Annotated in this window: 24 protein-coding genes; 10 read left to right on the top strand and 14 right to left on the bottom strand. The window is 65.2% G+C overall.

Annotated elements, in window-relative coordinates; all coding sequences use genetic code 11:
• Positions 1-176 precede the first annotated feature (176 nt).
• The 4 genes from KF838_01440 (at position 177) to KF838_01425 (ending at position 3,111) form a co-directional block, all read left to right on the top strand.
• The gene (locus tag KF838_01440; protein ID QYK48531.1) at positions 177-1,175 is read left to right on the top strand and encodes a sugar phosphate isomerase/epimerase; all 999 of its coding nucleotides are present in this window, start codon (positions 177-179) and stop codon (positions 1,173-1,175) included.
• 61 nt (positions 1,176-1,236) lie between these two features.
• Positions 1,237-1,500, top strand: a complete 264-nt coding sequence (locus KF838_01435; GenBank protein QYK48530.1) for a hypothetical protein — start codon at positions 1,237-1,239, stop codon at positions 1,498-1,500.
• The gene (locus tag KF838_01430; protein QYK48529.1) at positions 1,497-1,928 is read left to right on the top strand and encodes a PIN domain-containing protein; all 432 of its coding nucleotides are present in this window, start codon (positions 1,497-1,499) and stop codon (positions 1,926-1,928) included. Before KF838_01435 ends, KF838_01430 begins: the two co-directional genes overlap by 4 nt.
• Before the next feature lie 28 nt (positions 1,929-1,956).
• Positions 1,957-3,111 carry a Gfo/Idh/MocA family oxidoreductase gene (locus KF838_01425; GenBank protein QYK48528.1) on the top strand — a complete coding sequence of 385 codons (1,155 nt, stop codon included), beginning with the start codon at positions 1,957-1,959 and terminating at the stop codon, positions 3,109-3,111.
• Positions 3,112-3,189: 78 nt separating this feature from the next.
• Here the strand turns inward: KF838_01425 and KF838_01420 are convergent, their stop codons facing one another.
• Genes KF838_01420 through KF838_01395 form a run of 6 tightly spaced genes read right to left on the bottom strand, consistent with a single transcriptional unit; the run spans position 3,190 to position 10,997 of the window.
• Positions 3,190-5,649, bottom strand: coding sequence for a thioredoxin domain-containing protein (locus KF838_01420; protein QYK48527.1), 2,460 nt, complete (start codon positions 5,647-5,649; stop codon positions 3,190-3,192).
• Positions 5,650-5,672: 23 nt separating this feature from the next.
• Entirely contained in the window at positions 5,673-6,638 is a 966-nt protein-coding gene (locus KF838_01415; GenBank protein QYK48526.1) for a hypothetical protein, read from the bottom strand.
• A 30-nt stretch (positions 6,639-6,668) separates the two neighbouring features.
• Positions 6,669-8,003, bottom strand: a complete 1,335-nt coding sequence (locus KF838_01410; GenBank protein QYK48525.1) for an alpha/beta hydrolase — start codon at positions 8,001-8,003, stop codon at positions 6,669-6,671.
• A gap of 35 nt (positions 8,004-8,038) precedes the next feature.
• Positions 8,039-9,091, bottom strand: coding sequence for a UDP-glucose 4-epimerase GalE (gene galE / locus KF838_01405; GenBank protein QYK48524.1), 1,053 nt, complete (start codon positions 9,089-9,091; stop codon positions 8,039-8,041).
• Positions 9,088-10,185: a prolipoprotein diacylglyceryl transferase gene (gene lgt, locus KF838_01400; protein ID QYK48523.1), complete on the bottom strand. Its 1,098-nt coding sequence runs from the start codon at positions 10,183-10,185 to the stop codon at positions 9,088-9,090. Before lgt ends, galE begins: the two co-directional genes overlap by 4 nt.
• Positions 10,182-10,997: a TatD family hydrolase gene (locus KF838_01395; protein QYK48522.1), complete on the bottom strand. Its 816-nt coding sequence runs from the start codon at positions 10,995-10,997 to the stop codon at positions 10,182-10,184. Before KF838_01395 ends, lgt begins: the two co-directional genes overlap by 4 nt.
• Before the next feature lie 114 nt (positions 10,998-11,111).
• Here KF838_01395 and KF838_01390 point away from each other — a divergent pair, with 114 nt between their 5' ends.
• Complete coding sequence (locus KF838_01390) at positions 11,112-12,617, top strand: transglutaminase domain-containing protein (GenBank protein ID QYK48521.1); 1,506 nt, start codon at positions 11,112-11,114, stop codon at positions 12,615-12,617.
• 29 nt (positions 12,618-12,646) lie between these two features.
• Positions 12,647-13,573 carry an NAD(P)H-hydrate dehydratase gene (locus tag KF838_01385; protein QYK48520.1) on the top strand — a complete coding sequence of 309 codons (927 nt, stop codon included), beginning with the start codon at positions 12,647-12,649 and terminating at the stop codon, positions 13,571-13,573.
• Positions 13,574-13,620: 47 nt separating this feature from the next.
• On the opposite strand, the gene KF838_01380 is transcribed toward KF838_01385, so the two are convergent.
• From KF838_01380 to KF838_01355, 6 genes are all read right to left on the bottom strand, one after another.
• Positions 13,621-14,220 (bottom strand): prepilin-type N-terminal cleavage/methylation domain-containing protein, encoded by a 600-nt coding sequence (locus KF838_01380; GenBank protein QYK48519.1) that lies wholly within the window; start codon positions 14,218-14,220, stop codon positions 13,621-13,623.
• Positions 14,217-17,129: a hypothetical protein gene (locus tag KF838_01375; GenBank protein QYK48518.1), complete on the bottom strand. Its 2,913-nt coding sequence runs from the start codon at positions 17,127-17,129 to the stop codon at positions 14,217-14,219. Before KF838_01375 ends, KF838_01380 begins: the two co-directional genes overlap by 4 nt.
• A gap of 48 nt (positions 17,130-17,177) precedes the next feature.
• The gene (locus KF838_01370; protein QYK48517.1) at positions 17,178-17,858 is read right to left on the bottom strand and encodes a hypothetical protein; all 681 of its coding nucleotides are present in this window, start codon (positions 17,856-17,858) and stop codon (positions 17,178-17,180) included.
• A 56-nt stretch (positions 17,859-17,914) separates the two neighbouring features.
• Positions 17,915-19,210, bottom strand: a complete 1,296-nt coding sequence (locus KF838_01365; protein ID QYK48516.1) for a type II secretion system F family protein — start codon at positions 19,208-19,210, stop codon at positions 17,915-17,917.
• Positions 19,211-19,287: 77 nt separating this feature from the next.
• Positions 19,288-20,343 carry a PilT/PilU family type 4a pilus ATPase gene (locus tag KF838_01360; GenBank protein QYK49800.1) on the bottom strand — a complete coding sequence of 352 codons (1,056 nt, stop codon included), beginning with the start codon at positions 20,341-20,343 and terminating at the stop codon, positions 19,288-19,290.
• 216 nt (positions 20,344-20,559) lie between these two features.
• The gene (locus KF838_01355; GenBank protein ID QYK48515.1) at positions 20,560-20,820 is read right to left on the bottom strand and encodes a hypothetical protein; all 261 of its coding nucleotides are present in this window, start codon (positions 20,818-20,820) and stop codon (positions 20,560-20,562) included.
• Positions 20,821-20,946: 126 nt separating this feature from the next.
• Here KF838_01355 and KF838_01350 point away from each other — a divergent pair, with 126 nt between their 5' ends.
• A complete protein-coding gene (locus KF838_01350; GenBank protein QYK48514.1) occupies positions 20,947-21,318 on the top strand; it encodes a helix-turn-helix transcriptional regulator in 372 nt (123 codons plus the stop codon).
• A gap of 33 nt (positions 21,319-21,351) precedes the next feature.
• Here the strand turns inward: KF838_01350 and KF838_01345 are convergent, their stop codons facing one another.
• Positions 21,352-22,068: a DnaJ domain-containing protein gene (locus KF838_01345; GenBank protein QYK48513.1), complete on the bottom strand. Its 717-nt coding sequence runs from the start codon at positions 22,066-22,068 to the stop codon at positions 21,352-21,354.
• 160 nt (positions 22,069-22,228) lie between these two features.
• Between KF838_01345 and KF838_01340 the strand changes: the two genes are divergently transcribed.
• The 3 genes from KF838_01340 to KF838_01330 are packed head-to-tail and all read left to right on the top strand — an operon-like array spanning position 22,229 to position 26,139.
• A complete protein-coding gene (locus KF838_01340; protein ID QYK48512.1) occupies positions 22,229-23,851 on the top strand; it encodes an aldehyde dehydrogenase family protein in 1,623 nt (540 codons plus the stop codon).
• 57 nt (positions 23,852-23,908) lie between these two features.
• Entirely contained in the window at positions 23,909-25,243 is a 1,335-nt protein-coding gene (locus KF838_01335; protein QYK48511.1) for a hypothetical protein, read from the top strand.
• A gap of 56 nt (positions 25,244-25,299) precedes the next feature.
• Positions 25,300-26,139 carry a hypothetical protein gene (locus tag KF838_01330; protein QYK48510.1) on the top strand — a complete coding sequence of 280 codons (840 nt, stop codon included), beginning with the start codon at positions 25,300-25,302 and terminating at the stop codon, positions 26,137-26,139.
• Positions 26,140-26,296: 157 nt separating this feature from the next.
• On the opposite strand, the gene mscL is transcribed toward KF838_01330, so the two are convergent.
• The gene (gene mscL / locus KF838_01325; protein ID QYK48509.1) at positions 26,297-26,758 is read right to left on the bottom strand and encodes a large conductance mechanosensitive channel protein MscL; all 462 of its coding nucleotides are present in this window, start codon (positions 26,756-26,758) and stop codon (positions 26,297-26,299) included.
• Positions 26,759-26,767 lie beyond the last annotated feature (9 nt).

The following is a 26,767-nucleotide window of genomic DNA, read 5'->3' as shown; positions in this document are numbered from 1 at the left end:
GTGTGTGAGGAATCGATAGCGAAAGATTCGGCCTTGAGCCGAGCCATCAGGGCACGAGGACAAAGCCACACCGCTCTGGAGAGCGGTGCCACCAAAGGGTGTTGCCCGAGGCGGGGTGTGATCCACTACCATGGCATCCCCCACTTCCCCCCAGTTCTTGACTAAGGAGCCGTTCGATGCCTCGACCCGTCACGCTGTTCACCGGCCAGTGGGCCGATCTGAAACTGGAAGAGATGGCCGCGCTGGCGGCGGAGATGGGGTATGACGGGCTGGAGCTGGCGTGCTGGGGGGACCACTTTGATGTGGAGAGGGCGGTGTCGGAGGATGGGTATTGCCGCGGGAGATGGGACATTTTGGAGAAGCACGGTTTGACGTGCTTTGCGATCAGCAATCACCTTGTGGGGCAGGCCGTGTGTGATCCGATCGACGAGCGGCACAAGTTGATTCTGCCGCCGAGGGTGTGGGGGGATGGGAAGCCGGAGGGTGTGCGTCAGCGTGCGGCGGAGGAGATGAAGAAGACGGCGCACGCGGCCGCGAAGCTGGGCGTGAAGGTGGTGAACGGGTTTACGGGGTCGTCGGTGTGGCACAAGTTGTACTTTTTCCCGCCGACGGGGCAGCCGGAGATCGACGCGGGGTTCAAGGACTTTGCGGATCGGTGGAACCCGATCCTGGATGAGTTTGATCGCGCGGGCGTGCGGTTCGGGCTGGAGGTGCACCCGACGGAGATCGCGTACGACATCCACACGGCGCGCCGGGCGGTGGAAGCGGTGAAGGGGCGGGCGGCGTTCGGCTTCAACTTTGATCCATCGCACCTGGTGTGGCAGGGGATTGATCCGGTGAAGTTCATCGATGCGTTCCAAGATCGGATCTATCACGTGCATGTGAAGGATGCGATACGGACGCTGGACGGGGAGACGTCGATCCTGGCGTCGCATCTGTCGTTCGGCGATCACCGGCGCGGGTGGGATTTCCGGTCGCCGGGACGGGGCGAGGTGGACTTTGAGGAGATCACGCGGGCTCTGAATCGCGCGCGGTACACGGGTCCGCTGTCGGTGGAGTGGGAGGACTGCGGGATGGACCGCGTGCACGGGGCGAGCGAGGCGGTGGAGTTCGTGCGGGGGATGGATTTTTCGCCGAGCGGGTTGGCGTTTGATAAGGCGTTTGAGAAGGAGTGAAGTTGCGGGGCACATGCAGTCGTGATACGATGTAAGGCGAGCGTATTACGGAGCCACTGCCATGCGAAGCGTTCGTTTGGATGCGGATACAGAGCGTCTGCTCGCTGAGGCGTCGCGTACCAGCGGGCTGCACGCCTCGGAGATCATCCGAACCGGGACGCGTGAGAAGTGCGACGAGATCCTCAAGACCTCTCTCAAGGATCGCCTGTCTTACTTCATCGGCGCAGTGGCCGTTGACGGTACAGACGCGAGAAACAGCGGGCGCGAGTTCTCAAAGTCACTGCTTCGGTCGCATGACCGTAAACGTCGGCGGAACAAGCCGTGACCATTGTCGATGCTGGTCCGCTGCTTGCTCTCGTCAACTCGCGAGACCGAGACCACAAGATCTGTTCTCAGGCCACTGAGCGCATCCGCGATGGGCTCGTCACAACGTGGCCGGTCTTCACCGAGGCGATGCACATGGTCGGCGAGCGGCTCTCTCGGTCGGGTTCCCGCTGGCGAGGGCAGGATCTGCTCTGGCAACTTGTGCGAACGGGCGACCTCCAGATCCACGAGATCGGACTGAACTGTTCGGACAGGATGTACGACCTCATGAAGAAGTATCGCGATCTCCCGATGGACCTGGGCGACGCGTCACTCGTCGTTCTCGCCGAGGAGGTCGGCACGCAGAGGATCTTCACGCTCGATGCGCACTTTCGCGTCTATCGCGTGAATGGGAGAAAGGCGTTTCGGGTCATTCCCGCTGAGATCTAGATCCGCACTCGAAAGCACGGAGTTCACGATGCTCACCTACGGCATGGTCGGCGGCGGACAAGGGGCGTTCATCGGGGCGGTCCATCGCATGGCCGTCTCGCTCGACAACAAGGCGCGGCTGGTCGCGGGGGCGCTGTCATCGACGCCGGAGAGGGCGCGGGCATCCGCCAAAGAACTCGGCCTCGCGTCCGATCGGTCCTACGGATCGTGGAAGGAGATGCTGGAGGGCGAGCTGAAGCGTCCGGCAAACGATCGCATCGACTTCGTGTCGATCGTGACGCCAAATGACACACACTTTGAGGTCGCGAAGGCGTTTGCCGCGGCGGGGATCAATGTTGTGTGCGACAAGCCGCTCGTGCACACATCGGCGCAGGCGAATGAACTGGTCGAGACCGTCGCCAAGTCCGGCGTTGTCTTCGCGGTGACGTACAACTACTCGGGCTATCCGCTTGTGAAGCAGGCCGCGTCGCTGGTGCGTGCGGGCAAACTCGGCACCATCCGCAAGGTGTTTGTCGAGTACCACCAGGGGTGGTTGGCGACGGCGCTCGAATCCGGTGGGCAGAAGCAGGCGGACTGGCGGACGGATCCGGCGAGGTCGGGGGCCGCGGGGGCGGTCGGGGATATCGGCACGCACGCGGAGAATCTTGTCGCGACGATCACGGGGTTGGAGATGGAGTCGCTGTGCGCGGACCTGACGACGTTCGTGCCGGGGCGGCGGCTGGACGATGATGCCGCGATTCTGATCCGCTACAAGGGCGGTGCGAAGGGGACGCTGACGTGCTCGCAGGTGTGCGTCGGCGAGGAGAACAACCTTTCGGTCCGCGTGTACGGCACGGAGGGGATGATCTCGTGGAGGCAGGAGGAGCCGAACTCGCTTCTGTTCCAGCCCCGCGATGGCGTGCGGCAGATTTTCACGCGCTCCGGGCCGGGCGTCGGAGCGGAGGCCGGGCGCGCGACGCGGCTGCCGGGCGGGCATCCGGAGGCGTTCATCGAGGCGTTTGCGAATATCTACCGTGGGGCGATCGATGCTATTGCCGCGAAGAAGGCGGGGGCGAAGCCGGAGGGACTGGCGACGGAGTTCCCGACCGTGCGCGATGGTGCACGGGGCGTCCACTTCATCGAACGCGTCGTCGAGAGTGCACGCAAGGGCGCGGTGTGGACGGATGCGAAGTTCACGCTCTGAAGGAACGAAGTGACCACAGAGTACACGGAGAGCGCGGAGTGGCGCAGAGGCCGAACGGGTGGATGCTCTGTGGTCTCTTCACCCCCGGTCGATCGCCACATCCAGCTCCAGCGTTCTCGCACGCTCGCAGGCCGTGTCGGTACAGGCCTGGAAGGTGATCGCGATCAGCGGGTTGCCCTTCCACGGCTTCTCCGGGTCGCGTTCGATCGCGAGGCGCATGTCGAACTCCCCTGCGATGCCGTTGACTCCGGCGAGTCCTTCCACGGCTCCGGAGGCGAGAGACGTTCCCTCCGGATAGTCCGCGTAGACGCGGACGCCGCTGCCGCCGATGATGTGGACGTGCAGCGGCACGAGTGCCGGCGCATCGTTCCCGGCGGCGAACACCGGGCTCAGAGGCGAGATGACGTGGTATCCGGGCAGGACGCGGACCTTCACCACAATCTCCGCGGGCTCATCGTCCTTCACGGTCACGCGCTCGACGCTCGCATAGACCTCGATCGGTGTCTGGAGGCCCGCTTCCGCGCCCGTAGAAGCAGCACCGGGCGCGGGTGCCGGTGGTTCTGCGGACTCTTCGATCATGCCGCCGACGAGGAGGCGGAGCAGGGCTCGCGTTGAGTTAGCTGTGGAGACTGGTGAGTCTTTGACGGCGGGGCTGATCGCTGCGAGGGCGGCGACCGCATCGTCGAGGTAGGCGCGTTCGCCGGTGAGTTCGTGGAGATCGATGAGCGCGTGGATCATGACGCTGGTGCCGCACGGGATGGCACCGTCGTAGGTCGAGCGTGCGCGGACGAAAAGGTCGGGCGCTTCGGGCATGGTGTCGTAGAACCCGCCGCCGTCTTCATCCCAGAAGAGGTCGCGGGCGCGGGCGGCGAGGGCACGGGCGATCGTGATGCCGACCTGGCGATCGGGCTCGGAACGCATCGCGAGCGTCGTCATCCCGTGCATCACGAAGGCGTAATCCTCGAGCGGCGCGGGGTGCTTCACGCCGACCGCCCCACCACTCTCTGCTCCACTGGCACCCTCCCCCGCGCCGATCTTTGCGATGCGGTAGAGCGTTGCGTCCTCGTCGATCATGTGCTCGATGAGGAAGTTTGCGGCTCGGCGTGCGGCGTGGAGGGCTCTTGAATCGAGGTCGCCGGCGCGTGCGAGACATGCGATCATGAGCCCGTTCCAGCCGGCGATGATCTTGTCGTCGATATGGGGCTGCTTGCGTGTGGAGCGAGCGCGGAGGAGTTGCTCGTTGATCGCGTCGAACCGAGTGAGGAAATCGGCGATGTCCATGCCGAGAGCGGCGGCGATGCGTTCCGGCCGGGCTTCGAGTCGGAGGACGTTCACGGGCGCATCGTCGGGGTGGTGCGGGTCTTTGAAGTTTGCGCCGGCATCGACGCTGTAGACCCGACATGCGAAGTCGCCGTCTTCTTCACCGAGCACGCTCACGAGTTCTTCGCGTGTCCAGACGTAGTTCCTGCCTTCGCGTCCGTCTACTTCTGCATCCTGAGCGGTCGCGAAGGCGAAGGCGCGGCTGCTGGCCGGTCCGCTGGATGGCTGGGTTTCAAGCACCATCTCACGGAGCAGGTATCCGATCGTTCGGGCGACGAGGCGTGCGTAGAAGCCGTCGTCGAGCGTGCGAGCGGCGTCGGCGTAGACGCCGAGCAGCATGGCGTTGTCGTAGAGCATTTTCTCGAAGTGCGGCACGGTCCAGTGGGCATCGACGCTGTAGCGGTGGAAGCCGCCGCCGACCTGATCGAACATGCCTCCGATGGCCATGCGGTCGAGTGTGAAGGTGAGGGCGTGATCGATCGCGGCCCGCGTGGCATCGTCGCCCGCGCTGCGGCGTGCATCGAGCAAGAGGTCGAGATAGACGGGCTGGGGGAACTTGGGCGCTCGGCCGAACCCGCCATCGGTGCGATCGAAGAGTTTGAGCAATGCGCCGACAGCGCCTGAGATCTCACCCATGCCGATCGCGACAGGCGGCTGCGCCTGCGTCGCCCCGCCGGCGGCGAGATGCTCTTCGACGGCCTGGCCGAGCTTTGCCGCCTGCTCGATGACTTCCGTGCGTTTGTCTCGATAGGCATCGGACATGCCTTCGAGGACCTGCTTGAAGGAGGGGAGTCCGTGGCGAGGTTCGGGCGGGTAGTAGGTACCGGCCCAGAAAGGGCGGAGGGTCTTGGGTTCGAGGAAGACGCTCATGGGCCAGCCGCCTCGCCCGGTGAGGACCTGCGTCGCGGCCATGTAGATGTCGTCGACTTCGGGCCGTTCCTCGCGATCGAGTTTGATGGAGACGAAGCGCTCGTTCATCAGGCGGGCGGTTGCCTCGTTCTCGAAGGATTCGCGCTCCATGACGTGGCACCAGTAGCAGGTTGAGTACCCGATGCTGAGGAAGACGGGCACGTCGCGGCGGCGCGCCTCTTCGAACGCGTCGGCGCACCAGGGCCACCAGTCCACAGGGTTGCGCGCGTGCTGGAGGAGGTAGGGGCTGCTCTCCTGTGCAAGCCGGTTGGGCGGTCGCCCGGATCCGCTACGGGGTGCTGAGGCCATCGAACAACTCCTCCTTCGGGCAATCAGCCGCGAGCCCAGGCGCGGCCTGCTCTGCCCTTGGCGCCGTCGCGACCCATGACTTTGACGAGCAGCGAGAGCGTCAGTTCGTCGTTGTGTGGTTCGAAGGTATGAGCGGCCCGCGACTTTCGCTCGCGTGTTGAGGAGACGGCGGCGGCGGCGTCTGCGCTTGATCGCAGGGCGACATCCTGCGGCATGGCGACGAGCGAGAGTGCGACGGTGCCGGCGACGGGTCTGACCTCGTCGTCCTCATCGGCGAGGAGTTCGGCTTCCAGCTCGGCGAAGCGTGCGTTGTAGAGGCGTGCCGCGTCGCGTACATCGTCGCGGCTTCCGTGTCCGGCGGCGGCACATTCGAGGGCGAGACGCAGGCCCTGGAGCTCGCTTTCGAGGAGTTCTCTCGCGTGGAGGAGTCGGCTTGCATCTGCCTGCATCAGCACGGGCATGGACCAGGAGACGATCGATCGTGCGAAGGCGGTTTCGGCGCGTTGGGCGAGGGACGTCGGGTGGGACCGTGCGACGACGAGGCCGAAGCGCTGCGCGAAGCGATCGACGCCGGCGGCGATGGGAACGCAGATGCCGGGATCCGGCCCACCCCTGAGCACATCGGCGCAGATCGCGTCGAGGAATGCTTCGGGCTCTTCAACGAGCGACCAGCGCATCCATGCCCGGAGGGGCGACCATGCGTCTTCGTGCTCGATTCTGCTCCACATCGCGTGCACGTCGGCGAGCGCATCGGCGCCGCCGATGTGGGAGGCCGCGACGCTGCGAGCGAAGAGCGGCTTTGCCCATGAGAAACGATCCATGAGCTCGCCGTACCTGGGAACTCTGGCGACGGCCATCGCGAGGTGCTCTCGAGAGTCCGCGCCCATTGGAGCGGGGATGAGGGAGACGCAGCTTCTGGCGAGGAGCATGGCCACCATCGCCGGGGGCTCTCGTGTCGCGAGGTGATATGGGCTGATGAAGAGGTTCACGTGTGTTCCCGGAACTCTATTCGCGTCGGTTCATTCCGGTTCCGGCGGATGGTGCGGCTCTGCGGCTTGCCCGCGCTCCGCCGATTCGAGGGCTTTGTCGATCCAGTCCATGATGCCGCTCATGCGCAGAGGAAGTGAGACGAAGAGTGTTTCGTGGCCGACGTTGAGCAGGCGACGTTCAGGACGACCGAGACGTTCCCAGAGCAGTTCCTGCTGCTGCGCCGGGACGGCGCGGTCGCGGGACGCCTGCACGAAGAGCATCGGCGTTCCCTGCAGGGCCTCGGCGGTGTGGTAGGCGTCGAGTCTTGCGTGGGCGAGATAGTCGCGGCTCAACGCCTCGACCTCGGCCGGTGTTCCCTTCCGGTCGCCCCAACGCAGGCGGACCGAATCGACCCACTCTTCATAGTTGCTCGTCGCGGCGATGGTGGCGAAGTCTGCTCCGCCGGCGATGAGCACGGCGGCGTGGAAGCTTCCGGGTCGTCGCGCGACGACGGGAGGGAGAGACATGGCTCCGCCGCTCCCTCCGAGGATGACTCGCGGCATGTTGCGGATCTCCGGGCGGTTCGACTCGGCCCAGGCGAGGGCGGCTTCGACGGCGTATGCGCACTCGGCGGCGCGCTGATCGAAGGTGGATGCCAATCGGGAAGCCGCGGCGGCGGTGCCGTCCGGATCGATCGAGATGGTGAGCCGCTCTGTGTAGCGCGAGGGCTGTGCCATCATGCGCAGCACGACCCAGCGGCGTGATTGGAAGTGGCGTACGACCTGATCAAAGACGGCTTCGGGCGTGCCGAAGAGTCCGGGCATGACGATGGCGATGCCTCGTGCGGGACCCTTGGTGGGGTCGTAGAGAGAGAACCATGTGCGTTCGATCGAGACCGTCTCTGGCGCGAGACCCGCCCAGGGTGCGTCCGTGCGTTGGCCGCTGACGAACATCATTGCAGCGGCGGGAGGGAGTGATTCCGGGGGCTCGTTCGGCTTGAGCGGTTCGCGATGGAACCCGAAGACGCCGTCGATCGGCTCTGCGAAGAATGTGGTTGCGGGCTGGCCGTTGAGCAGTCTTTCACTGTCTGACGCTGTGTCCCACCACCCGCGGGCGAGTGCGCCGGCCGCGCTGGCGGCTTTCCAAGCGTGCGTTGTTCTACCGGCGGGCAGTTCGACGACCACGCCCTGGATCGGTTGATCGACCGTGCGGCCGAATCGTGGCGGCCATTGGGACGGATCGCGCCAAGAGCCCGATGCGCCCGCGGCGTGGACGCCGGAAACGAGCGCGGCCTCGTTCGGCGCGGCGGACTGGCTGAGAGCCAGCAAAGGGAAGAGAGCCACGCCGAGCAGAGATGCGAGCAGCCGGTTCGGTGTGGGTGTCATCTTGAATCCCCTCCTTGACGCAGTGGGTGTGGTCGTCAGGACTTGTATCCATCGGGGTTTTGACGCATCCAGTCCCACGCGGTCGCGATGATGCGATCGAGGTCGGTCCATGACGCGTTCCAGCCGAGTTCGCGGCGGATTTTTGCGGGATCTGCGAAGAGTGCAGGGGGATCGCCTGCGCGGCGTTTGCCGATAGTGATGGGGATGGTCTTTCCGGTGACTCGTTCGACAGCGGAGGCGACCTCGCGAACGGAGTAGCCGCGCCCGATGCCGAGGTTGTAGGCGACTGCCTCGCGGGCGCGCATGTTCTGCATGACTGTCGCGTGCGCGTCGGCGAGGTCTTCGACATGGACGTAGTCACGGATGCAGGTTCCGTCCGGCGTGGGGTAGTCGTCGCCGAAGATTGTGAGTGCGGGGCGCTTGCCGAGGGCGACCTGGATCGCGATCGGGATGAGATGGGTCTCGGGATCGTGGTCCTCGCCGATCAGGCCTGTGCGATCGGCTCCTGCGACGTTGAAGTATCGCAGGCACGCGGCTCCGAAGTCTCGCCCTTGCCTGGCGGCGGCGCGAACGGCGTCGATGAGCATGCGTTCGACCATGAGCTTGGATGCGCCGTACGGATTGATGGGGAGTTGGGGACAATCCTCGCGAATCGGGACTCGTTCGGCGGGCGGTTCGCCGTAGGTGGCGGCGGTGGAGCTGAAGACGAAACGCCTCACTCCGCCGTGCGGGTGGCTCCAGCTGCGTTCGCACGCGCGGATGAGCGAGAGCGAGCCCGCGGTGTTGTTGGTGTAGTAGTCGAGGGGTTTCTCGACTGACTCTCCGACATAGGTCCACGCCGCGAAGTGCATGATCGTTTCGATCCTTCGCTCGCGGATGACGGACTCGATGGCGTCGGTATGGCCGATGTCGAGGCGTTCGAAACCGAGTCGATCTCCGCCCTTGGCGCGCTGGCGCAGGCGATCGATCGCTGCGAGGTGGCCTCGGAAGAGGTTGTCCACCACGACGACGTCGTGCCCTTCGGCGAGGAGCCGCTGGACGGCGTGTGATCCGATGTACCCGGCGCCTCCGGTCACGAGCACGCTCATGCGTTCACCTTCGCCTTCATCCATCCGCCGAGTTTCGCGGCGTCACGAGACATGAACCATCTCAGGAGCACGAGCCCGAGGATCACCATCAGCACGCTGAGCCATTGGCCGCGGCTCAGCCCCGCGATGCGCTGGACGGCGAGGTGTCCATCGGGCAAGCGCCAGAATTCGGTGGCGATCCGCATGGCCCCGTAGAGAATCAGGAACCAGGACCCGACGACGCCCGGCTTTCTGGGTTTGCGCCAGATCCACCAGAGGGCGAGGCCGAGGATGAGGCCTTCGGCGGCGAACTGGTACAACTGGGATGGGTGGCGCGAGGCGAGGAGGGGGGCGAGATCATGCTTGATCTGTGCCGCTCGCTCGCCTCCGGCGTGGAGCGTGTCGAGCAGACGCTGGTACTGCTGGGCGAAGGTGATGTCGCCTGGTCTGGCGTAGGTTGCGGCGAGTGTTCTGAGGGATTCGACCTGCGAAGCGGAGAGATCCGGCGCGTGCTCGTCGAGGACTTCCTGCGGGAACTTCACGGCCCACCACGGGCCCGGGCCGGCGCCTGGCATGGTGACGATCTTGCCGAGGAGTTCGCCGTTGATGAAGTTGGCCAGGCGTCCGAGCCCGAGCCCGACGGGGCAGACGAGGGCGATGGTGTCCATCATGTGCGGCGCGGGGCATCTGCCGACGCGTTTGCCGTCGGCGTCTTTGAAGCCGCGCGAGATGACCGCGGCGGCGATGATCGTGCCGACGATTCCGCCGTGGCTCGCCATGCCGCCCTTGTTGATTTCGAGGAGAGCCCAGAATGGGAAGCCAGACGAGAATGTGATGAACAGAGCGGGATCGTAGAGGATGGCGTAGCCGAGGCGTCCCCCGAGGACGACGCCGAGGACGAAGAGCATTGCGGCGTCGCCGACGCGGTCGGGCGGGAGGGCGATCAGGTTCTTGCGGGCGAGGCGGGAGAGCAGATACCACCCCGCGATGAACCCGAGGACGTACGAGAGCCCGTACCAGCGGATCGCGACCGGTCCGAGTTGCAGGAGGACCGGTCCGAGGTCGTGGAACCACGATTCGGCGAGTGTCGAGCAGATCGTCGGCAGGGGGCTCACGCGGCTCCTCCCCGGATCGACTCTTCGGGGATTCCGAAGAAGCTCGCGGTGTTCCGGTTGAGCGTGTCGTGGAAGTCCGGCCAGGGTTCGGCGCGCGTCTCTGCGAGGGAGCGGGCGGTGATCGAGACCATCCACGGCTCACAGGGCCTGACGCCACGTTTGGGCTCAGGGGAGAGGTAGGGCGCGTCGGTCTCGACCATGATGCGATCGAGCGGCACGAGTCTCGCGGCGTCGCGGACCTCGGCGGCGTTCCTGTAGGTGGCGACGCCCGTGAAGCTGGCCCAGGCGCCGATGTCGAGCACCTTGCGCATCTCTCGCGGGCCGCCGGTGAAGCAGTGGAAGACCATGCGGGTGGTGTCGAGCCCGCTGCGTTTGAGGATGGGGATGAGATCGTCGAACGCTTCCCGGCAGTGGAGGACGACGGGTTTCTCGATGCCGTCGCGCTTCCAGCGTCGAAGGTGGTCCAGTTGCTCATCGAGCACGGCGAGTTGCACGCCGAACGCGGGTTCGCTGTAGTGCCGATCCAGACCGAGTTCGCCCCAGGCGACGCATTTGGGGTGATGGGCGACTTCGCGGAGCCGATCCCAGACGTGGGGCAACGACCCCGGATCATCGCTGTACAAAGGGTGAACGCCCGCGGTGCACCAGACGTTTGCGTGGTCTCCGGCGATCGCCAGACACTCCGGCGCGTTGGATGTCGAGGTTGATACGGTGATCGCGCCGTGGACCCCGTGCTGCTTCGCGCGGGCGAGCACCTCGGGCACCTGGCCCGCGAACTCCGGAAAGGTGAGATGGCAATGCGTGTCGATCATTCCTGCCCGTTTGTCCGAGATCCAGCGATGATGTCCGAGCCACACGATAGCCCGAAGCCCCGCGTCGCGAATCCGTACAATGCGGCGTCGGACCGCAGAATCTGGAGATCATCCGTGACCATGTTCCGCCAGTTCCATCGCTTTGCTCTTCTGGCGTTCTCTTGCCTGCTCCTCGCGGCGTCGGCTTTTGGTCTGCAGCCGCGTTCGGAGCCGAGGGACCTGTGGTACACGCTCTGGATCGACGGTGTGCGGGCCGGGCATAGCCGGCAATCGGTGACGATCGCGGAGGACAGCATCACGACGTCGAGCCACACGAGTCTTGCGATCAAGCGCGGGCCGGTGGAGATGTCCATCACGATGGAGCAGCGGTTTGTCGAGTCGCACGACGGGCGGCCGATCTGGGCGTCCTCGGAGCAGCGCATCGGTGCGATGCCGCTGAGGACGCTGGTTGAGTTCAAAGACGACGGGCTGGTCGTGACCCGCACGCAGGGCGAAACGACATCGGTCGAGTCGCTGGCACTCCCTTCTGAGAAGTGGCTGGCTCCTGCGGCGGCGGAGCGGTATGTCCGACAGCGGCTCGAATCGGGAGCGACGGAGATCGTGGTCCGCACGCTCGATCCTTCGGCGGGGATCGCACCGATCACGATCACTCGGACGATTCTGGGCGATGATACCGAGGTGGTGGACGGGAAGACGATCAAGACCCGGCTGGCGCGCTCGTCAACTTCATACATGCCCGGCGTCGAGATGATCGAGGAGTTTGATCTGGAGGGCACGACGGTCCGGACAGAGACGCCGATGGCGGGGATGAGCATCGAGTCGCGCATCGCGGACGAGCGATCGGCTCTTGCGGAGGTGAAGGGCGGCGCGGAGGTCATGGTCCGCACGCTGATCAAGCCGGACCGCCCGATCAGGAACGCGCGTAAGACGACCCGTGCGTCGCTGGCCTTGTCGCTGCGATCGGGCGAGCTGCCGCGGTTTCCGAGCGCGGGGGCGCAGCGCGTCGAGCCCGTTGATGCGAGCACGGCGCGGCTGTTGATCGACCTCTCGTCGCCACAACCAGCTTCGGAGGGCGATATCGCGAACGAGGCGTACCTCGCGAGCACCCTTGCGTGTCGGAGCGATGATGAGTTGATACAGCAGCTCGCGGCGAGAGCGGTCAAGGGCGTGGGCGACTCGAGGACCGAACGGGCTGAGGCGATGCGCCGTTTCGTTCGCTCGTATCTGGACCGGAAGTCGCTCGATGTCGGGTTTGCGTCGGCATCCGAGACGGCTCGATCACGTTCGGGAGATTGCACGGAGCATGCGGTGCTCCTCGCGGCGATGCTCCGTGCGGATGGGATCCCTTCGCGTGGCGTGACCGGGCTGGTGTATGTGGACGAGTTCCTGGGTGAATCGGGCGTCTTCGGATACCACATGTGGACGCAGGCCCTGCTGGACGTCGGAGGGGTTCCGACGTGGATCGATCTGGATGCGGCGATCGACGATGCCCGCGCTTCGGACGCGACGCACATTGCGTGCGCGGTCTCCACGTATGCGGATTCCGAGACGGTCGAGGCGTATCAGTCGATCATCCCGCTGATGGGCTCGCTGCGGATCAAGATCGAATCGATCGAGTGAATCACGCCGAACGGCTTCGGGGGCTCATGATGAATCTCCCACCACTTCCGATGCGCGACCCGGGGGGCCACAAGGGCACTTTCGGCACGGTGTCGGTGATCGGCGGCTGCGCGACTTCGGATCAGATCATGGCCGGGGCGCCCGCGCTGGCGGCGCTCGGGGCCTTTCGCAGCGGGTGCGGCCTGGTCAGGTTGCTGGTTCCTCAGCCGGTCGCGCAGATCGCGCTGGCGGTCTGCCCGTCGGCGACGTGTGCGTTGCTGGCGACATCGGACCGGGGGATGATCATCCCATCGGACGCGTGTGGCGCGTTCGATGCGGCGGCGTCGACCTCGCAGTGCGTTGTGATCGGGCCGGGGATGGGGAGCGATCCGGCGGTCGCGACACTGACGCTGCGGGCGTTGCAGCAGCAGTCGGCTCCGGTGGTGGTCGATGCGGACGCGATCAACGCGCTGGCGACCATCCCTGATCTTCACCTCGATCTGCGTGCGAGCGCGGTGCTGACGCCCCACCCCGGCGAGTTCAGGCGTCTTGCATCGGTGCTGCGGATCACCCACGATCCGACCGACGCGAGTTCACGCCCTTCGGCAGCGGCTGAGATGGCGCAGAAGCTCGGCGTGATTGTGGTGCTGAAGGGGCGCGGGACGGTTGTGTCGAACGGGCTTGAGACGTGGACCTGCACGCACGGGCATGCCGCGCTTGCGACAGCGGGGAGCGGCGATGTGCTTGCGGGCATCATCGCCGGGATTATCGCCCAGCATGTCGGGACGGCATCGACGCCGAGACGAGCGGGAGCGGCTCTCACGTTGCTGGACGCGGTGCGGATCGCGGTCTTTGCCCATGCGCGCGCGGGCGAGCGATGGGCGGCGTCTCACCGGGCGAGCGGGGGGATGCTCGCGACCGACCTTGCTCATGAGATTCCGGCGATCCTTGCGGAGCTCGAGGCGCGAGCCCCTTGAGCGTTGTGTTGCTGATCGGCGCGTGAGAGGCGGAGAGCCCGCTGGGGCTACTCGTTGCGCGGGCTGGCACTCGCGACCATGCGGATCGAGGGTGTGTCGAGGTTCGCACCGACTGCGGCGTCCTGCAGATCGTTGGGTCGAACCGTGAGATCGACGGTGGCGCGTCTGAGCGAGGGTCCGACGTCGTACTCGAGTGTGAAGACGGCGTCCACGATGCCGACGAGCAGCGGCCTTTCCTGCTGCTCGATCTCGATACCGTCTCTGACGGTCGTGAGTTGGAGCCAGAGCTCGAAGGGGCCGTCGGGCGAGTCCTCGGGCGCGTCTCGACGCTCGATGCGGACGATCTGGGTCTCGTCGATCGTGCGGCCGTTGACAACGAACTCGATGCTGTTGCTGGTGATGGTCGGCAGTTCGATGGGATTGTCCGGGAACGGGCCGAAGCTGCCGGCCTCGCCTGTGCGGATCATCGTCATGATCCTGTGCATGACGATACGAGTCACGACGTGCGTGGATGCCGATTCGGTTGTGCGTTTGTAGCTCTTGAAGGATGCGTTGAGCGCGGAGAAGGTCGCGGCGAGCAGCGTCGCCGAGATCGTCAGGGCAACGAGCATCTCCACAAGACTGAAGCCCCTGGCGGCGCGTTTCATCGCTTGCCCTCCCGGTAGGTTCCGACGCTCGGTCTGACCTGCAGGGGAAGCATGATGCCGTCGGGGAGCATCATGTCGGGGTTGAATCTGAGCGTGACCCGGCCGAGGCCGTGGAATGGGACGGGAACCGCACCGTTCTCGAGTTCCGCGGCGGTGGGCGTGTCGGTCGGACCGATGTCGGCGATGCCATCGCCGTCGAGATCCCAGCCGACGATCTTGACGCCCTCAAACTCGGGAAGGGTGGCGGGGTCGAGCGACTCGCTGTCGCCGTCGTCTGGGCCGAAATAGCCGAGTGTTGCGTTGAAACCTGCCGGGTTGCCGACGGGATTGCCGAGCGAGTCCTTCATGGGGCCTTCGCCTCGCACGGGGCTGAAGGTGAGGACGAGTGCGCCGTCGATCGTGGCGGTGCCGCGGACGTCGAGGACACCGGCGATGACCGCGCCCTGCAGCTGGACGTTCTGGGTCGGCGGGCTGTTGAAGTTGCCGATGTCGACCGAGTAGTTGGGGAGCATCATGCTGCTCTTGAGGATCTCCTGCATGTCCGCCGACTCGGGGTTGTATCGCGCGTCGTCGGGATACTCGGGATGGACCTTCAGGAATCTGGTCGCACCGGTGAACTGGAACTTGTTGCGGACCTGGGTGTATTCCGTGGGCGTGTCGCTGACAATGGAGCCAACGAAGGTGCAATCGTGGAAGCGGATGTTGTTCGAGTAGGCCCTTGTGTCTGTCACGCGCTTGCCGTCGATCACGAGCGGCGCGGGGAGTTGGGCGTAGCTCGTCGCGCTCACGCTGCCGACCTGGCTCTGGAGCAGGTCGCCCTTGTCGAGCGGCTGTTCGGCGAGGAGGACCCACTGCTGCGGGGGGATGGCTGTTGCGGGGAGCATGTCTGGCGCGTCCGCGCCGTCCTCTTCGTGGGGATCGTCTCCGTAGATCGATCGTGCGCGGTCGGGCTTGGGGCGCCCTGAGGAAGAGTCCATGACCATCTTGCCGTAGAGCGTCCAGTTTGTGTGCGTGTTGCCCGTGTGGGTGCGCACGTAGGTGACGCCGGCGAAGGTGCAGTTCTTGAAGAGCGCGTTCGTCCCGATCGGGATGATGACGTCCTTGAAGACCATGTTCTCGTAGACGGGGCGGTAGTACCAGTCGCTGTACGAGGGGCTGTTGAAGGGGACCTGCTCGAAGTAGGCGGTAGCCCAGTTGTCGGGTCGGCCGTCACCATCGTTGTCGGGATCGACGCGGTAGTAACGGGGCGTGCCCGAGCCCTTCGCTTCCACATACCCGGGGAGAGACTCGACGGAGACGCCGAGGTTGTCGGCGACCTGGCGTGCGAAGCTCTCGCCGTTTGCGGCGGCGCGGAGGGCCGACTCGGTGCTGGTGAAGCTCGACGCGGTGATCCCGGGAAGCTCCGTGTCGTTCATCGAGAACTGGACGGGTGAGCGGTCGCCGGCGTTGATTCCGCCCTCGATGTGGTTCCGCCAACTGCCCTGATTGGCGACCCAGGCGTCGGCACTGACCTTGAACGCGAGGCGTCCGCGGATCTTTGTGTAGCGGTCCATCTTGTCGATGAAGCCGTCGCGGTATCCGAGGACCTGGTCTCGGTAGACGACGTGAACGGGGTCGAAGTCGAGCAGCGACTCGGTGTCGGGGTCCCAGACGCCGTTGCCGTTCTCGTCGATAAAGCCGTAGATCCCGTTCTTGTTGCGATCCGGGTTCGATGAATCAATGAGGAGGGCGAGGTCGTCGTTGATCGGGGCGCCGCCGGGGCCGACGAACTCCGGCTCTCTTCCCTCTGCGGGCGTGCCGACCGTGAGAGCCGAGCTGAGGGTGACGCGTCCGTCGCCATCGCGGTCGAAGTGCCGGATGAAGATGTCGAACTCATCGACGTAGCCGTCGCCCGTGACGTCGAGATAGCTGCCGTCGGGGACGGTGTCTCCGTCGGTGTCGGTGTCCATGGGGATACCGAGACTCTCGACCGGATGGCCGACGCGGAGGCGGTTGTCGCCGTCCACATCGTACTGAGCAACGCCGGCATAGAAGGCCTCGAGCTTGGTGTCGAGCGCGGGGGCGAGCCCGTAGAAGTCCGAGCGGGCGACGATGGGATGGCCGTTCTCGTGTTCGACGCCCATGAAGCGTGCGCCGAGGTCGCCCTCGACGTGGACGTTTCTTCCGAGCATGATGCGGCTGTTGCTGACGATTGCGTGGTTGATCCGCTTCGTGAGTGTGAAATCGCGGCTGACGGTGCGTGTGATCGGGCGCCCCTGGCGGGCGTTATCGAAGTCGTAGCCGGTCACGATCGCCCGGATGGTTGCGCCGTCCTGAAGGGGCGCGTACACGATCTGGAATGAAACGGGCCTCTCACCCTCGGGCCTGCTTTCGAGCCCGATGAGGGGGGTGTAGATCCAGTAGTCGCCGCGGTATACCGAGAGATCCGCGCCGGACGCGGCGGGCCCGATCACGGGAACGCTGAGACCGTCGATGATGACAATCCCGACATCGGCGGCGTGGCGGTTCGCCACTGCCTCGGCGAGGCCGTCCGGCGAGCCGGACTCGCTGAAGCCGCTGGGCGCGTCGAGGATCTCGACGGTGCCGAGCGATCCGAGATTGCCTATCCAGAGGTTCCAACCGGCGTCGCCGTCGATGACACCTCTCGAGACGACGAAGCGAGAGGCCGCTTCCATCAGTCGCTGCTCCGCGACGGCAAGCCCGGTCTCTGCGGCGCCGAGGGCGCGCATGACGTGGAGCTGGGTGTCTGCGGTCCTGATGTTTCCCTTGCTCGCGATGGCCATGGCGGTCACGAGCGAGCCGAACAGAATGAGCAGCATCATGGCAAGAACAGAGGCGACAGCGCGGCGTTGCCTCGCGGCCTGCTTCCGTCCGAGAGCCCTGCATCGTTGACGACTGATCCGATTCATGCGATCAACCCTCGGCCTTCACCCGCGCGACGCTCGAACACCCCGGACTTACTCGGGTACGACCCACGAGACACGCGAGACCTCGATCGGCTCCGGTGCCAGACCGGACTGGTACGTGACGATCACGGTGACGCGGACCGGATAGCCGCCGACGCCGCGTCCGGGCCAACTGCCCGATGCGCCCTCGAAAAAGGCGCGGGGGAGGGTTGTGGCGTAGTCAAAGGGAGAGACCTTCTCGACGATGACTCGCTGGCGCCACCCCACCATCGAGATGAGATTGCCGTCTTCGTCGGTGAGCGGCTGGCCATCGTCGCCGATCTCTGGAATGACCTCGCCGTAGGCGTTGATCGGCCCCGGAAAGTTGCCCCCCTCGCCGAAGACGAGCCCATCGAGGTCGTCGAGGTCGTCGAATGCGTTGACGGCGACTTCACCCGCTTCGGGTCCCCAGCCGCGAAGGGTCTCGCCGTCGAGCCAGAGCCCTGTCACGGGGTCGTGGCGCGAGAGGTGTCTGGCCATCTCGCGGATCTCGTTGGCGAGGAATGTGCCGGTTGTGGCGTGGCTCGACCAGAGCGTGCTTCTGGTGAACGCTTCCTGGGCATCGACCATGGCGACGACACCGACGCCGATGATGACTGTCGCCATGGCGGTTTCGATCAGCGTGAAGCCGCCGCTTGAGTGTCGCACGCGGCGTGCCGCGGCTTGTGACGCACATGAAGACGGACGGTCCATCCTTGCTCCTCCGTTCCCGGACTTCGGCCGGGACCGTCCCGCGCCGGAAGCATCGGTCACTTGACGATCTGGCTCATCTTGAAGATCGGAAGGATGATGGCCATGGCGATGAAGCCGACGACTGCGCCCATCACAAGGATCATGACGGGTTCGATAAGCGAAGTGACCGCCTTGATCTGGTCTTTCAGCGCCTTGGAGTAGTAGACCGAGATCTCGTCGAGGACCTCGCCGAGCTTACCGGACTCCTCGCCTGCGGCGAGCATTTGCACGACGGCCTTGGGAAGGAGGTTGTCCTTCTGGAGCGGCGCGGTGATTTTCTTGCCCTGCTTCACGCTGGTGTGCACGCGGCGCCACATGCCCTTGTAGAGCATGTTGCCGGAGATGTCGCCGGTGATGGCGAGTGTGTCGAGCATGGGGACGCCGGCGTTGATCAGCTGGCCCATGGTCTGGAGCGATCGGCTGATGTAGAGCGAGCGGAACATCGCCTTGACGACAGGCACGGTGAGCTTCGTGCGATCGAGCCAGAAGCGTCCGATCTCTGTCCTGAGGAAGACGAATGCGAGGACCACCAGCCCGACGAGCGCGCCGAGGATGAAGGGCCAGTACGCCACGATGCCCTTCGAGAGGTTCATCAGGAAGACGGTCGCCCAGGGGAGGACCTCTTCCTTGCCCTCGAAGATGCCGTAGAACTTGGGGAGGACGAAGGTCAGGAGGAAGACCGTGACGGTGACGGCCATGCCGCCGATGATGCCGGGGTAGATCGAGGCCCCCACCACCATCTTGCGGGTCTCGATCTGCTGCCCGATGTATCCGGCGATGCGGTCGAGCATCTGGCTGAACGAGCCGGCCATTTCCGATGCCTTGACCATGTTGACGTAGAGCGGGCCGAAGAGCTTGGGGAATCTCGCGACGGCGTCGGAGAACTGCTTGCCTCCCTCGACGTCGTTCTTCAGCTGCGTGATCACGCGCTTGAAGCCGAGATGGGTCGTCTGGTCGGCGATGCCGTCGAGCGCGGCGCGGAGGTTGATGCCGGCTCGGATCATGACGGCGAGCTGGGTTGTGAAGTCGAGCACGTGCTTCTGGTTGGGCTTTCCGGCGTTGAGCTGCTTGAACTTGGCGAGCAGGCCGGTTCCGGTCTCCTCGGCCCCGAGCGCAGTGAGCGAGAGGATGTGGCAGCCCTGGTTCCGCAGCAACGCCGCCGCGCTCGCCGCAGAGTCGGAGGCGAGCATGCCGGTCTGGACCTGCCCCGATGCGTTTCTGACCTGGTAGCGGTAGTTGCCCATGGGTGCCTCGTGGAAGTGACGGAGTGACGGAGTGACGAAGTGACACAGAGACTCTCGTCGCTGGCTCATCCGTCGCTCAATCCGCCCCGCGCCTCCTTACATCTCTTCCACTCTGTCACTGCGTCACTCTGTCACTGTGTCACTGCTCAAGCAACCAGCTGGCGCTCGAGCTTGTCCGGGTAGGCCGACTGTGCGATCGCGTCCTCGCGGCTGATGAACCCGTTGAAGTAGAGCTCTGCGATCGAGGTGTCGAGTGAGCACATGCCGATGGCGCGGCTGGTCTCGATCACGTTCGGGATCTCGAAGGTGCGTGCCTCGCGGATCAGGTTCCGGACGGCCGGGGTGCAGAGGAGGGTCTCGACAGCGGGGATCATGCCGGGCTTGTCGATGCGGCTGAAGAGCGTCTGGCTGATGACCGCCTGGAGCGTGTTGGCGAGCATCGAGCGGATCTGGTTCTGCTGCCCGCCCGGGTACATATCGATGATTCGCTCGACCGTCTGCGAGGCGTTGACCGTGTGCAGCGTCGAGAGGACGAGGTGGCCGGTCTCCGCGGCGGAGATGGCGAGGGCCGTGGTCTCAAGGTCGCGCATTTCGCCGACGAGCACGATGTCGGGGTCCTGACGCAGCGCGTGCTTGAGGCCCGAGGCGAATGTCGGCATGTCGTGGTTGAGTTCGCGCTGCTCGATCAGGCACTTGTCGCTCTGGAAGGTGTATTCGACCGGGTCCTCGAGCGTGATGATGTGCTTGCGATAGCGCTCGTTCATCGCCTGGATCATGGCGGCGAGCGTGGTGGACTTGCCCGAGCCCGTGTCGCCCGTGACCAGCACGAGCCCGCGGGGGAGGTAGGTGAGGCGGGCGATGACCTCCGGGAGCGAGAGGGCCGCGAGCGGCGGCACCTTGGTCTTGATCATTCGCATCGCCATGCCGATCGCGCCGCGCTGTTTGTGGGCGTTGACGCGGTAGCGTGCGAGCTTGGCGACCTCGTACGAGAAGTCGGCGTCCTTCTGCTTGTCGAAGGTCGCGCGTGCCTCGGGGGGTGCCATCTGGTCGAGCATCTGCTCCGCGTCTTCGGAGGTGATCACGGGCATCTTCATGGGCGTGATGACCTGGTGGACGCGCATGACCGGGGGATGCCCGGCCACGAGGTGAACGTCCGACGCATCCGCCTCATACGCCATTTTGAGAATCGTGTGCAGGTCCACGCGGGCTTCCCTCCGGAAGGTGAAGGACCCGAGAACCGCGGCCATGCCGCGCCCTCCCGGTCCATCGATGGGAGATCGGCCAGACGTCCGCTCACCTTCACCCCTCTGGGCACGCGGTAACTCTTCCCTACTCCTCCTGCGCACTCCCGCCGTTACAGAGCGCGCAGACGCACCCGGACAGCGTGCCCGGGTGGATCCGCCCGATAATCAATCGCATCAACCCAGCGCATCGAGCGACGCGCCGAAGTTGATATGGAGCGTTCGTCCACCCATCACAAGTGCTGGAACAGACTTGACGCCCGCGGCACGGGCCTCCGCCACCCGCCCCGTCTCCTCACCGAGGTGAACGATCTCGACCTCGAACCTCGCAGGGTCCAGAGCGCCTGCGAGAGAACGCTCCGCATCGACGCACACCGGACACCCAGCGTGATAGAACCGCACTCGCTCTTTCATTGCTATGCTCACTTTCTGCGGCATGTGCCGCGATCTCCAGAGAGCATCGCCGCCCCAAGGGAACCATCAAGAGGGCACAAAACGGTGCGTCCCGACTCCTCATCATCACCAAGCCCGAATCGCCCTCGCGCACGCAGGATTTCGGCCTCGGTGGAGCCCGCTCAGACCCGGGCCGCGACCACGATCGACGGCCCGGCTCCTGCGGTCGCCGAGATGGTCGAATCCGTTGTCGGATGCAAGTGGTCGCTGCATGTGCTTGCCCAGATCCGCGCCGGCAATGTTCGGCCCGGCACGCTGGAACGCTCCGCACCCGGGTTGACTCACAAGGTCCTCTCAGAGCGTCTGGCGAAGTTCCTGAGATTCGGCATCATCGAGCGGCATGAGATCGCCACCCGTCCTGCGCATGTCGAGTACCGCCTCACGTCCTTCGGGGAGCAATTTGCCAGGATCATTGACGAGGTTGATCGCCTGCAACGCTCGCTGTCCGATCAGAATGATGGACGCGAAGCCGCCGCGTCATGAACGAAAGCGTCGTAGAAGCCGTGCCGCTCCGGATCACGCCACTCGACGCTTCGCCATCGCCTCGTCGTACTTGGCCCGGAGTTCCTCGTCGCTCAGCACCTCGTAGACGCGGGTGATGAACGCGAACCGCTCCGCGGCGTCCGGCTCTTTGCACACATCGGGGTGGAGTTTCTTGGCCAACTGACGGAACGCGGCTCGTACCTGCGCTTCCGTCGCATCGAACACGACGCCGAGCGTCTGGTAGAAACAGGGGAGGTCCGCCGTCACGGTGACCTTGGGGCGTGCCGAGTCCGCGGCGCCTTCCGATGCACCCGTGGTGTTTGCGGAACCGTCTGATGCACCGGTGCTGCGATGCGCCGAGCCAGGCCCTGCTGCACCCACGTCTCGACTCGGCGTGTGGTGCGGTTCGCTCTTTCCATCGTGGACGAAGCCGTACATCGCGATCTGATCGAGGACCTTTCCGACTGCGCCGGTCACGCCGACGAACTGGATGCCGTACTCGAATGGTCCTCCGAGCAGCGAAGCTCTCTTAATCCACGCGATGCGTCCCTGCAACGTCAGGGTCTTCGTGCCGACACGGAGCGTGAACGACGCGACCGCGCCGGGTTTCGCCGGGGGGCGTTCGTTCGATCTGACCCGCATCCCGCCGGTTGAGAGATCCAGCACATCACCCGTGACGCACGTCAGCCCCTCGGTGAGGTGGCGTTCGTGCCTGCGGGGGGATGAAGCGGTCTTGCCACGGCTTGCCATTGGCTACAGGAAACGGATGCCGGGGCTGTCGCGTCCAGCCGGACCCGCGATCAGGAATAGGAGAGATCACCTGCCCCTGCGCACGATGGATGCAGCCCGCACAAGCCGCACGGATTGACACCCGATCGCGACCCGATCACGCGGTCTCTACAATGGTGCCATGCCCGCACGCGCTGCCAAACCCAGAAAGTCACGTCCCGCCCGCACCTCCGAGAAGCCCGCGCGGTCCGGGGCTTCCCGTGCCGCGACGAACGGGCGCATTGGTACATCTTCCAACGGAGCGCACGCCACGGCTGGGAAGGGATCCGCATCGGCCAAGGGTGCGGCTTCGAGCACCAAGCCGCGTGCTTCGGGCTGGGAGTACGCGCCCGCGCCGGAGTCGGTCAAGGTCACCATCAACGCCACGCATGGCCACTTCATCGGCGGCCGTTTCGTTGAACCCTCCGACGGCGCCCGCTTCCCCACCATCAACCCCGGCAACGAGAAGGTGCTGAGCCAGATCGCGCAGGGCTCGGCACGCGATGTTGATGCCGCTGTCGCCGCCGCGACCGATGCGCTCCCCGCGTGGGCCGCACTATCCGGCAAGGAACGGGGCAAGTACCTCTACCGGATCGCGCGGCGTATCCAGGAACGCGCCCGCGAGCTTGCGGTGCTCGAGACCATGGACGGCGGCAAGACGATCAAAGAATCTCGCGATATCGATATCCCGCTGGCCGCGGCCCACTTCTTCTATCACGCCGGTTGGGCGGACAAACTCCAGTACGCCTTTGCCGGGCGCACGCCGCGCCCCGTCGGCGTCTGTGGCCAGATCATCCCGTGGAACTTCCCGCTGCTGATGGCGGCGTGGAAGCTCGCCCCCGCGCTCGCGTGCGGCAACACCGTCGTTCTCAAACCCGCGGAAACGACCTCACTCACCGCACTCCGCCTCGCCGAGATCTTCGAGGAGATCGGCCTGCCGCGCGGTGTCGTCAACATCGTGACCGGCGATGGCCGCACCGGCGCAGCGATCGTCGATCACCCCGGCATCCACAAGATCGCCTTCACCGGTTCGACCGAGGTCGGCAAGCGCATCGCGAAGGCCGTCGCGGGCACGAGCAAGCGGCTGACCCTCGAACTCGGTGGCAAGAGCCCCAACATCATCTTCGAGGATGCCAGCATCGATCAGGCGATCGAAGGCATCATCGAGGGCATCTACTTCAACCAGGGCCACGTCTGCTGCGCGGGCTCGCGGCTGTTCGTGCAGGAGTCCATCCTCGATACCGTGCGGAAGAAGCTTGCGCACCGGCTGAAGTCGCTGCGCGTGGGCGACCCGCTGGATAAGAACACCGACATCGGCGCCATCAACAGCGCACAACAGCTCTCGATCATCAATCGCTACGTCGAATCCGGCAAGCGCGAGGGCGCGACCTTCCACGAGGTCAACGGCTCGCCCCTTCCCACGAAGGGCTACTACTGCCGCCCATCGTTCTTTACCGACGTGCAGCCGAGCCACACCATCGCCCGCGAAGAGATCTTCGGCCCGGTGCTCGCCGTCATGTCCTTCCGCACGCCCGAGGAAGCCCTGACCCGCGCCAACAACACGCCGTACGGACTGGCCGCGGGCGTGTGGACGGACAAGGGCTCCAAGATTTTCCAGATCGCAAGCAAGCTCCGCGCCGGCGTGGTCTGGTGCAACACCTACAACCGCTTCGACCCGGCAAGCCCCTTCGGCGGGTACAAGGAATCCGGCTTCGGTCGCGAGGGCGGGATGCAGGGGCTGCGGGCGTATGTCACGCTCGACTGACCGGATCTCTCGGCTCGGGCGACTGCCAGTACGATTTCCGCCCCTACACTCGCCACCATGAGCATCGGCATCACCGCAACCGGCAATCTCCCCCGCAACCACGCCGCACTCAAGAACCCGGTGCGGTTCTTTGAGTCCGTCGCAGACCTCGCGGCGGAGCTCTTCGCACCCTTCTTCTCCGGCGCACGCATCGCCGAGGACCACGCCCTCCTTCAGCTCTTCCCGAGCGCGGCGGAGGCATCGGTCTCGCTCTCCGAAGACGGCGCGGTGGAGTTCGAGGCGACGACCTCACCGATTGGCGCGGGCTACCACATGCTTGTGGCTGTCCTCATCGAGGGGATCCAGAAGCAACTCGGCGTGCAGTGGTCGGAGGTCTCCGACGACACCGAGTTCTACCAGTCCAAGGACGATGCACGTGTCCGCAAGGAGTTCATCGGGTGGTCGCGGGGGTTGGCCAACGCGATCACGCGCGATCCGGTCGAGAGCGACTCGGGCATCTCCGTGTGCATGGGCATGGGGGTGTTCCACAAGTATCCGGCTCCGTTTCTCACGCCGTTCGGCCCGGTGTCGGCGACGGACATGCGTTTGCGTGCCGAGTCCGACGTGGCGGCCGCGGCGTGGATGCCGTGGATGGACGCGGCCCCCGACGCTTCGACGGTGCTCGCTGCGGCGAAGTCTCTGCTGTGGTGCGATGTCGTGTGGCGTGAGGTCGATCCTGAGGATGCCCCGGATGCCGAGGGTCCGCCCCACCGCGCCATGATGCAGGCGCTCGACCTGCTGGAAGCGGCGTATGAGCTTGATCCTGAGCTTGATTTCCCCTGGCACGAGTGGCTTGAGCTGATGGAGATCGCCGAGGAAGAGAGGCCATTGGCCGCTGAGGTGCGGGCGCAGGCGGGCGCGACACCCGAGCCGGATGAACCGATCGGATATCGCCGCCACGACATGACGATCATGCTCCCCTTCGGGGCGACGATCACGGTGCCCGGCGAGCTGACGCACATGCTGACGGATGACGCGTGGATGGCCGCGGGCGGATCGTGCTCGATCCACATCACGCCGTATGTCGCGAATGAGGGGAGTGCCGCCTCATCCAAGACCGCGACGGAGATGCTGGATGAGGCGTGGGAGTCCTTCATGTCGGACTTCGAGGGTGAGGATGTCGGCGAGCCATTTGCCTTCAGCCACGATGCGTCGGTTGGACGCGCCGTGCACCGTGTAGCCGACCCCGAAGAAGGAGAGGACGAGCCAACGTATCTCACACAGGGGCTCGTCGCGCTGCCCGGTTCGTTCCTGTTCTGCACGATGCTGTACCAGGATCCGAGCGGCTCGGAGTGGGCGGAGCACTGCTTCAGATCCATCTACCTTGAAGCGCCCGGCGACGATGGTGATTGACAAGCCGACGAGGAATCCTGAGACGGCCCCGCCGAGATTCTGTACTCTATCGGGACGTGTTCACGCCCCCCCCACTCGCAGTGCCCCTTCCCGAGACCGTGCCGCACGCGATGAAGTGCCGCGGGTGCGGGTACGACCTGGTCGGGCTGAAGACTCAGGACCCCTGCCCTGAGTGTGCCAAGCCGATCGTTCATACCGTTCGCGCGGCGTTCGATTCCGAGGCCGTCGACTTTGCTGACCTCTCCCGCTATCTGCGGCTCGTGCTCCATGCCGCGACATTCACGTTCTTCGGCTACCCGATCGCGTTCACCTGCACACTGCTCGCGATGCGTGGCACGTATCCGGAACTGCTCTTCTCGGTCGGTGCTGTCGCGGGGCTGGGGCTTTTCCTCTCCTGGCTTGTTTGGTTCGGCTCGTGGGCGGTGCTCTGCAGCCGCTTCGGCACGCGGGACACAGGCGAGACACGCGCCGGCGCGGCTCAGTCGCTGAGCATGTTCCTCTTCTTCGCCGTTCTCGTCAGCGTGGCTGTCGTGCCGCTGGTTGTCGCGTTCGCTGCCGATGGAGCGTATCTGTGCGCGTGCTTCGCAATCCCCATGATCGTGATCGCGAGCATCGCACACCGCCTGTATATCTGTCGGCGCGCGATGTCGCTGACGGATCTTCTGGCCGATCGCCGGCTTTCGGCCCATCTTCTCACACTCGTTGTTGTTCTGAATGTGCTCGGCGTCCTGGCGGTCGGACCTGCGCTGTTCCTCATGCTCGCGCGGGGAGAACCGCTCTGGATGGATTTCGTGGCGGCCCTGTGGTATCCGAACCTCGCGTGCGCTTTCTGGGTCGTGGTGCTGACACGACTCAGAGATGCCGCTGAGACGATGATCGACGGTGGCAGGAAGTAGAGTACACCATGCTGTATGCTCCTTGTATCCGTTCGCAAGCCGCGACGCGATGATCTTCCTGCGATCATGCCCAAGTGCATGCACCCGTGAACGCAGACGGCCCCGCTCTTGGAGCGGGGCCGTGCGTGATTGCGTGAGCTCAGGAAGCCATGCGGCCTTACCCGCGCTTGGCGAGCAGGTCGCGGATCTCGGTGAGGAGTTGCTGGTCAACCGTCGGACCGGCGGGCGCGGCGGCCGGCTTCTCGGCCTCGAAGCGTTTGCGCGCGGTGTTGAAGATCTTGATCATGATGAAGACGCAGAATGCGAGGATGACGAAGTTCAGTGTCTCTGTCAGGAACGAGCCGTACGCGAAGACGGGGCCGTGCTCGCGTGCCGCGGCGAGCGAGAGCGGGGCGCCAGCGGTTTCTGCCGCTTCGACTGCGCTGCTGACCTTTGCGTTCAGCGGGAAGTACAGGTTGGAGAAGTCGGCCTTGCCGGGGATGCTGACAACCGGCATGATCACGTCGGCGATCATCGAGTTGATGATCTTGCCGAAGGCCCCGCCGATGATGACGGCGACCGCCAGATCCAGCACGTTCCCCTTGAGAGCGAAATCCCGAAACTCTTTGACGATTCCCATACGAGACCT

It is taken from the genome of Phycisphaeraceae bacterium (genome assembly GCA_019454185.1).
Taxonomy (GTDB): Bacteria; Planctomycetota; Phycisphaerae; order Phycisphaerales; family UBA1924; genus JAHBWV01.
This window is presented reverse-complemented; position numbering and strand designations above follow the sequence as displayed.

Bases quoted from the DNA above. Each gene is read 5' to 3' on its own strand.
- KF838_01440 (QYK48531.1), top strand. From the start codon at position 177: ATGCCTCGACCCGTCACGCTGTTCACCGGCCAGTGGGCCGATCTGAAA.
- KF838_01435 (QYK48530.1), top strand. From the start codon at position 1,237: ATGCGAAGCGTTCGTTTGGATGCGGATACAGAGCGTCTGCTCGCTGAG.
- KF838_01425 (QYK48528.1), top strand. From the start codon at position 1,957: ATGCTCACCTACGGCATGGTCGGCGGCGGACAAGGGGCGTTCATCGGG.
- KF838_01420 (QYK48527.1), bottom strand. From the start codon at position 5,649: ATGGCCTCAGCACCCCGTAGCGGATCCGGGCGACCGCCCAACCGGCTT.
- KF838_01410 (QYK48525.1), bottom strand. From the start codon at position 8,003: ATGACACCCACACCGAACCGGCTGCTCGCATCTCTGCTCGGCGTGGCT.
- galE (QYK48524.1), bottom strand. From the start codon at position 9,091: ATGAGCGTGCTCGTGACCGGAGGCGCCGGGTACATCGGATCACACGCC.
- KF838_01395 (QYK48522.1), bottom strand. From the start codon at position 10,997: ATGATCGACACGCATTGCCATCTCACCTTTCCGGAGTTCGCGGGCCAG.
- KF838_01385 (QYK48520.1), top strand. From the start codon at position 12,647: ATGAATCTCCCACCACTTCCGATGCGCGACCCGGGGGGCCACAAGGGC.
- KF838_01380 (QYK48519.1), bottom strand. From the start codon at position 14,220: ATGAAACGCGCCGCCAGGGGCTTCAGTCTTGTGGAGATGCTCGTTGCC.
- KF838_01375 (QYK48518.1), bottom strand. From the start codon at position 17,129: ATGAATCGGATCAGTCGTCAACGATGCAGGGCTCTCGGACGGAAGCAG.
- KF838_01370 (QYK48517.1), bottom strand. From the start codon at position 17,858: ATGGACCGTCCGTCTTCATGTGCGTCACAAGCCGCGGCACGCCGCGTG.
- KF838_01365 (QYK48516.1), bottom strand. From the start codon at position 19,210: ATGAGCCAGCGACGAGAGTCTCTGTGTCACTTCGTCACTCCGTCACTC.
- KF838_01355 (QYK48515.1), bottom strand. From the start codon at position 20,820: ATGCCGCAGAAAGTGAGCATAGCAATGAAAGAGCGAGTGCGGTTCTAT.
- KF838_01345 (QYK48513.1), bottom strand. From the start codon at position 22,068: ATGGCAAGCCGTGGCAAGACCGCTTCATCCCCCCGCAGGCACGAACGC.
- KF838_01340 (QYK48512.1), top strand. From the start codon at position 22,229: ATGCCCGCACGCGCTGCCAAACCCAGAAAGTCACGTCCCGCCCGCACC.
- KF838_01335 (QYK48511.1), top strand. From the start codon at position 23,909: ATGAGCATCGGCATCACCGCAACCGGCAATCTCCCCCGCAACCACGCC.
- mscL (QYK48509.1), bottom strand. From the start codon at position 26,758: ATGGGAATCGTCAAAGAGTTTCGGGATTTCGCTCTCAAGGGGAACGTG.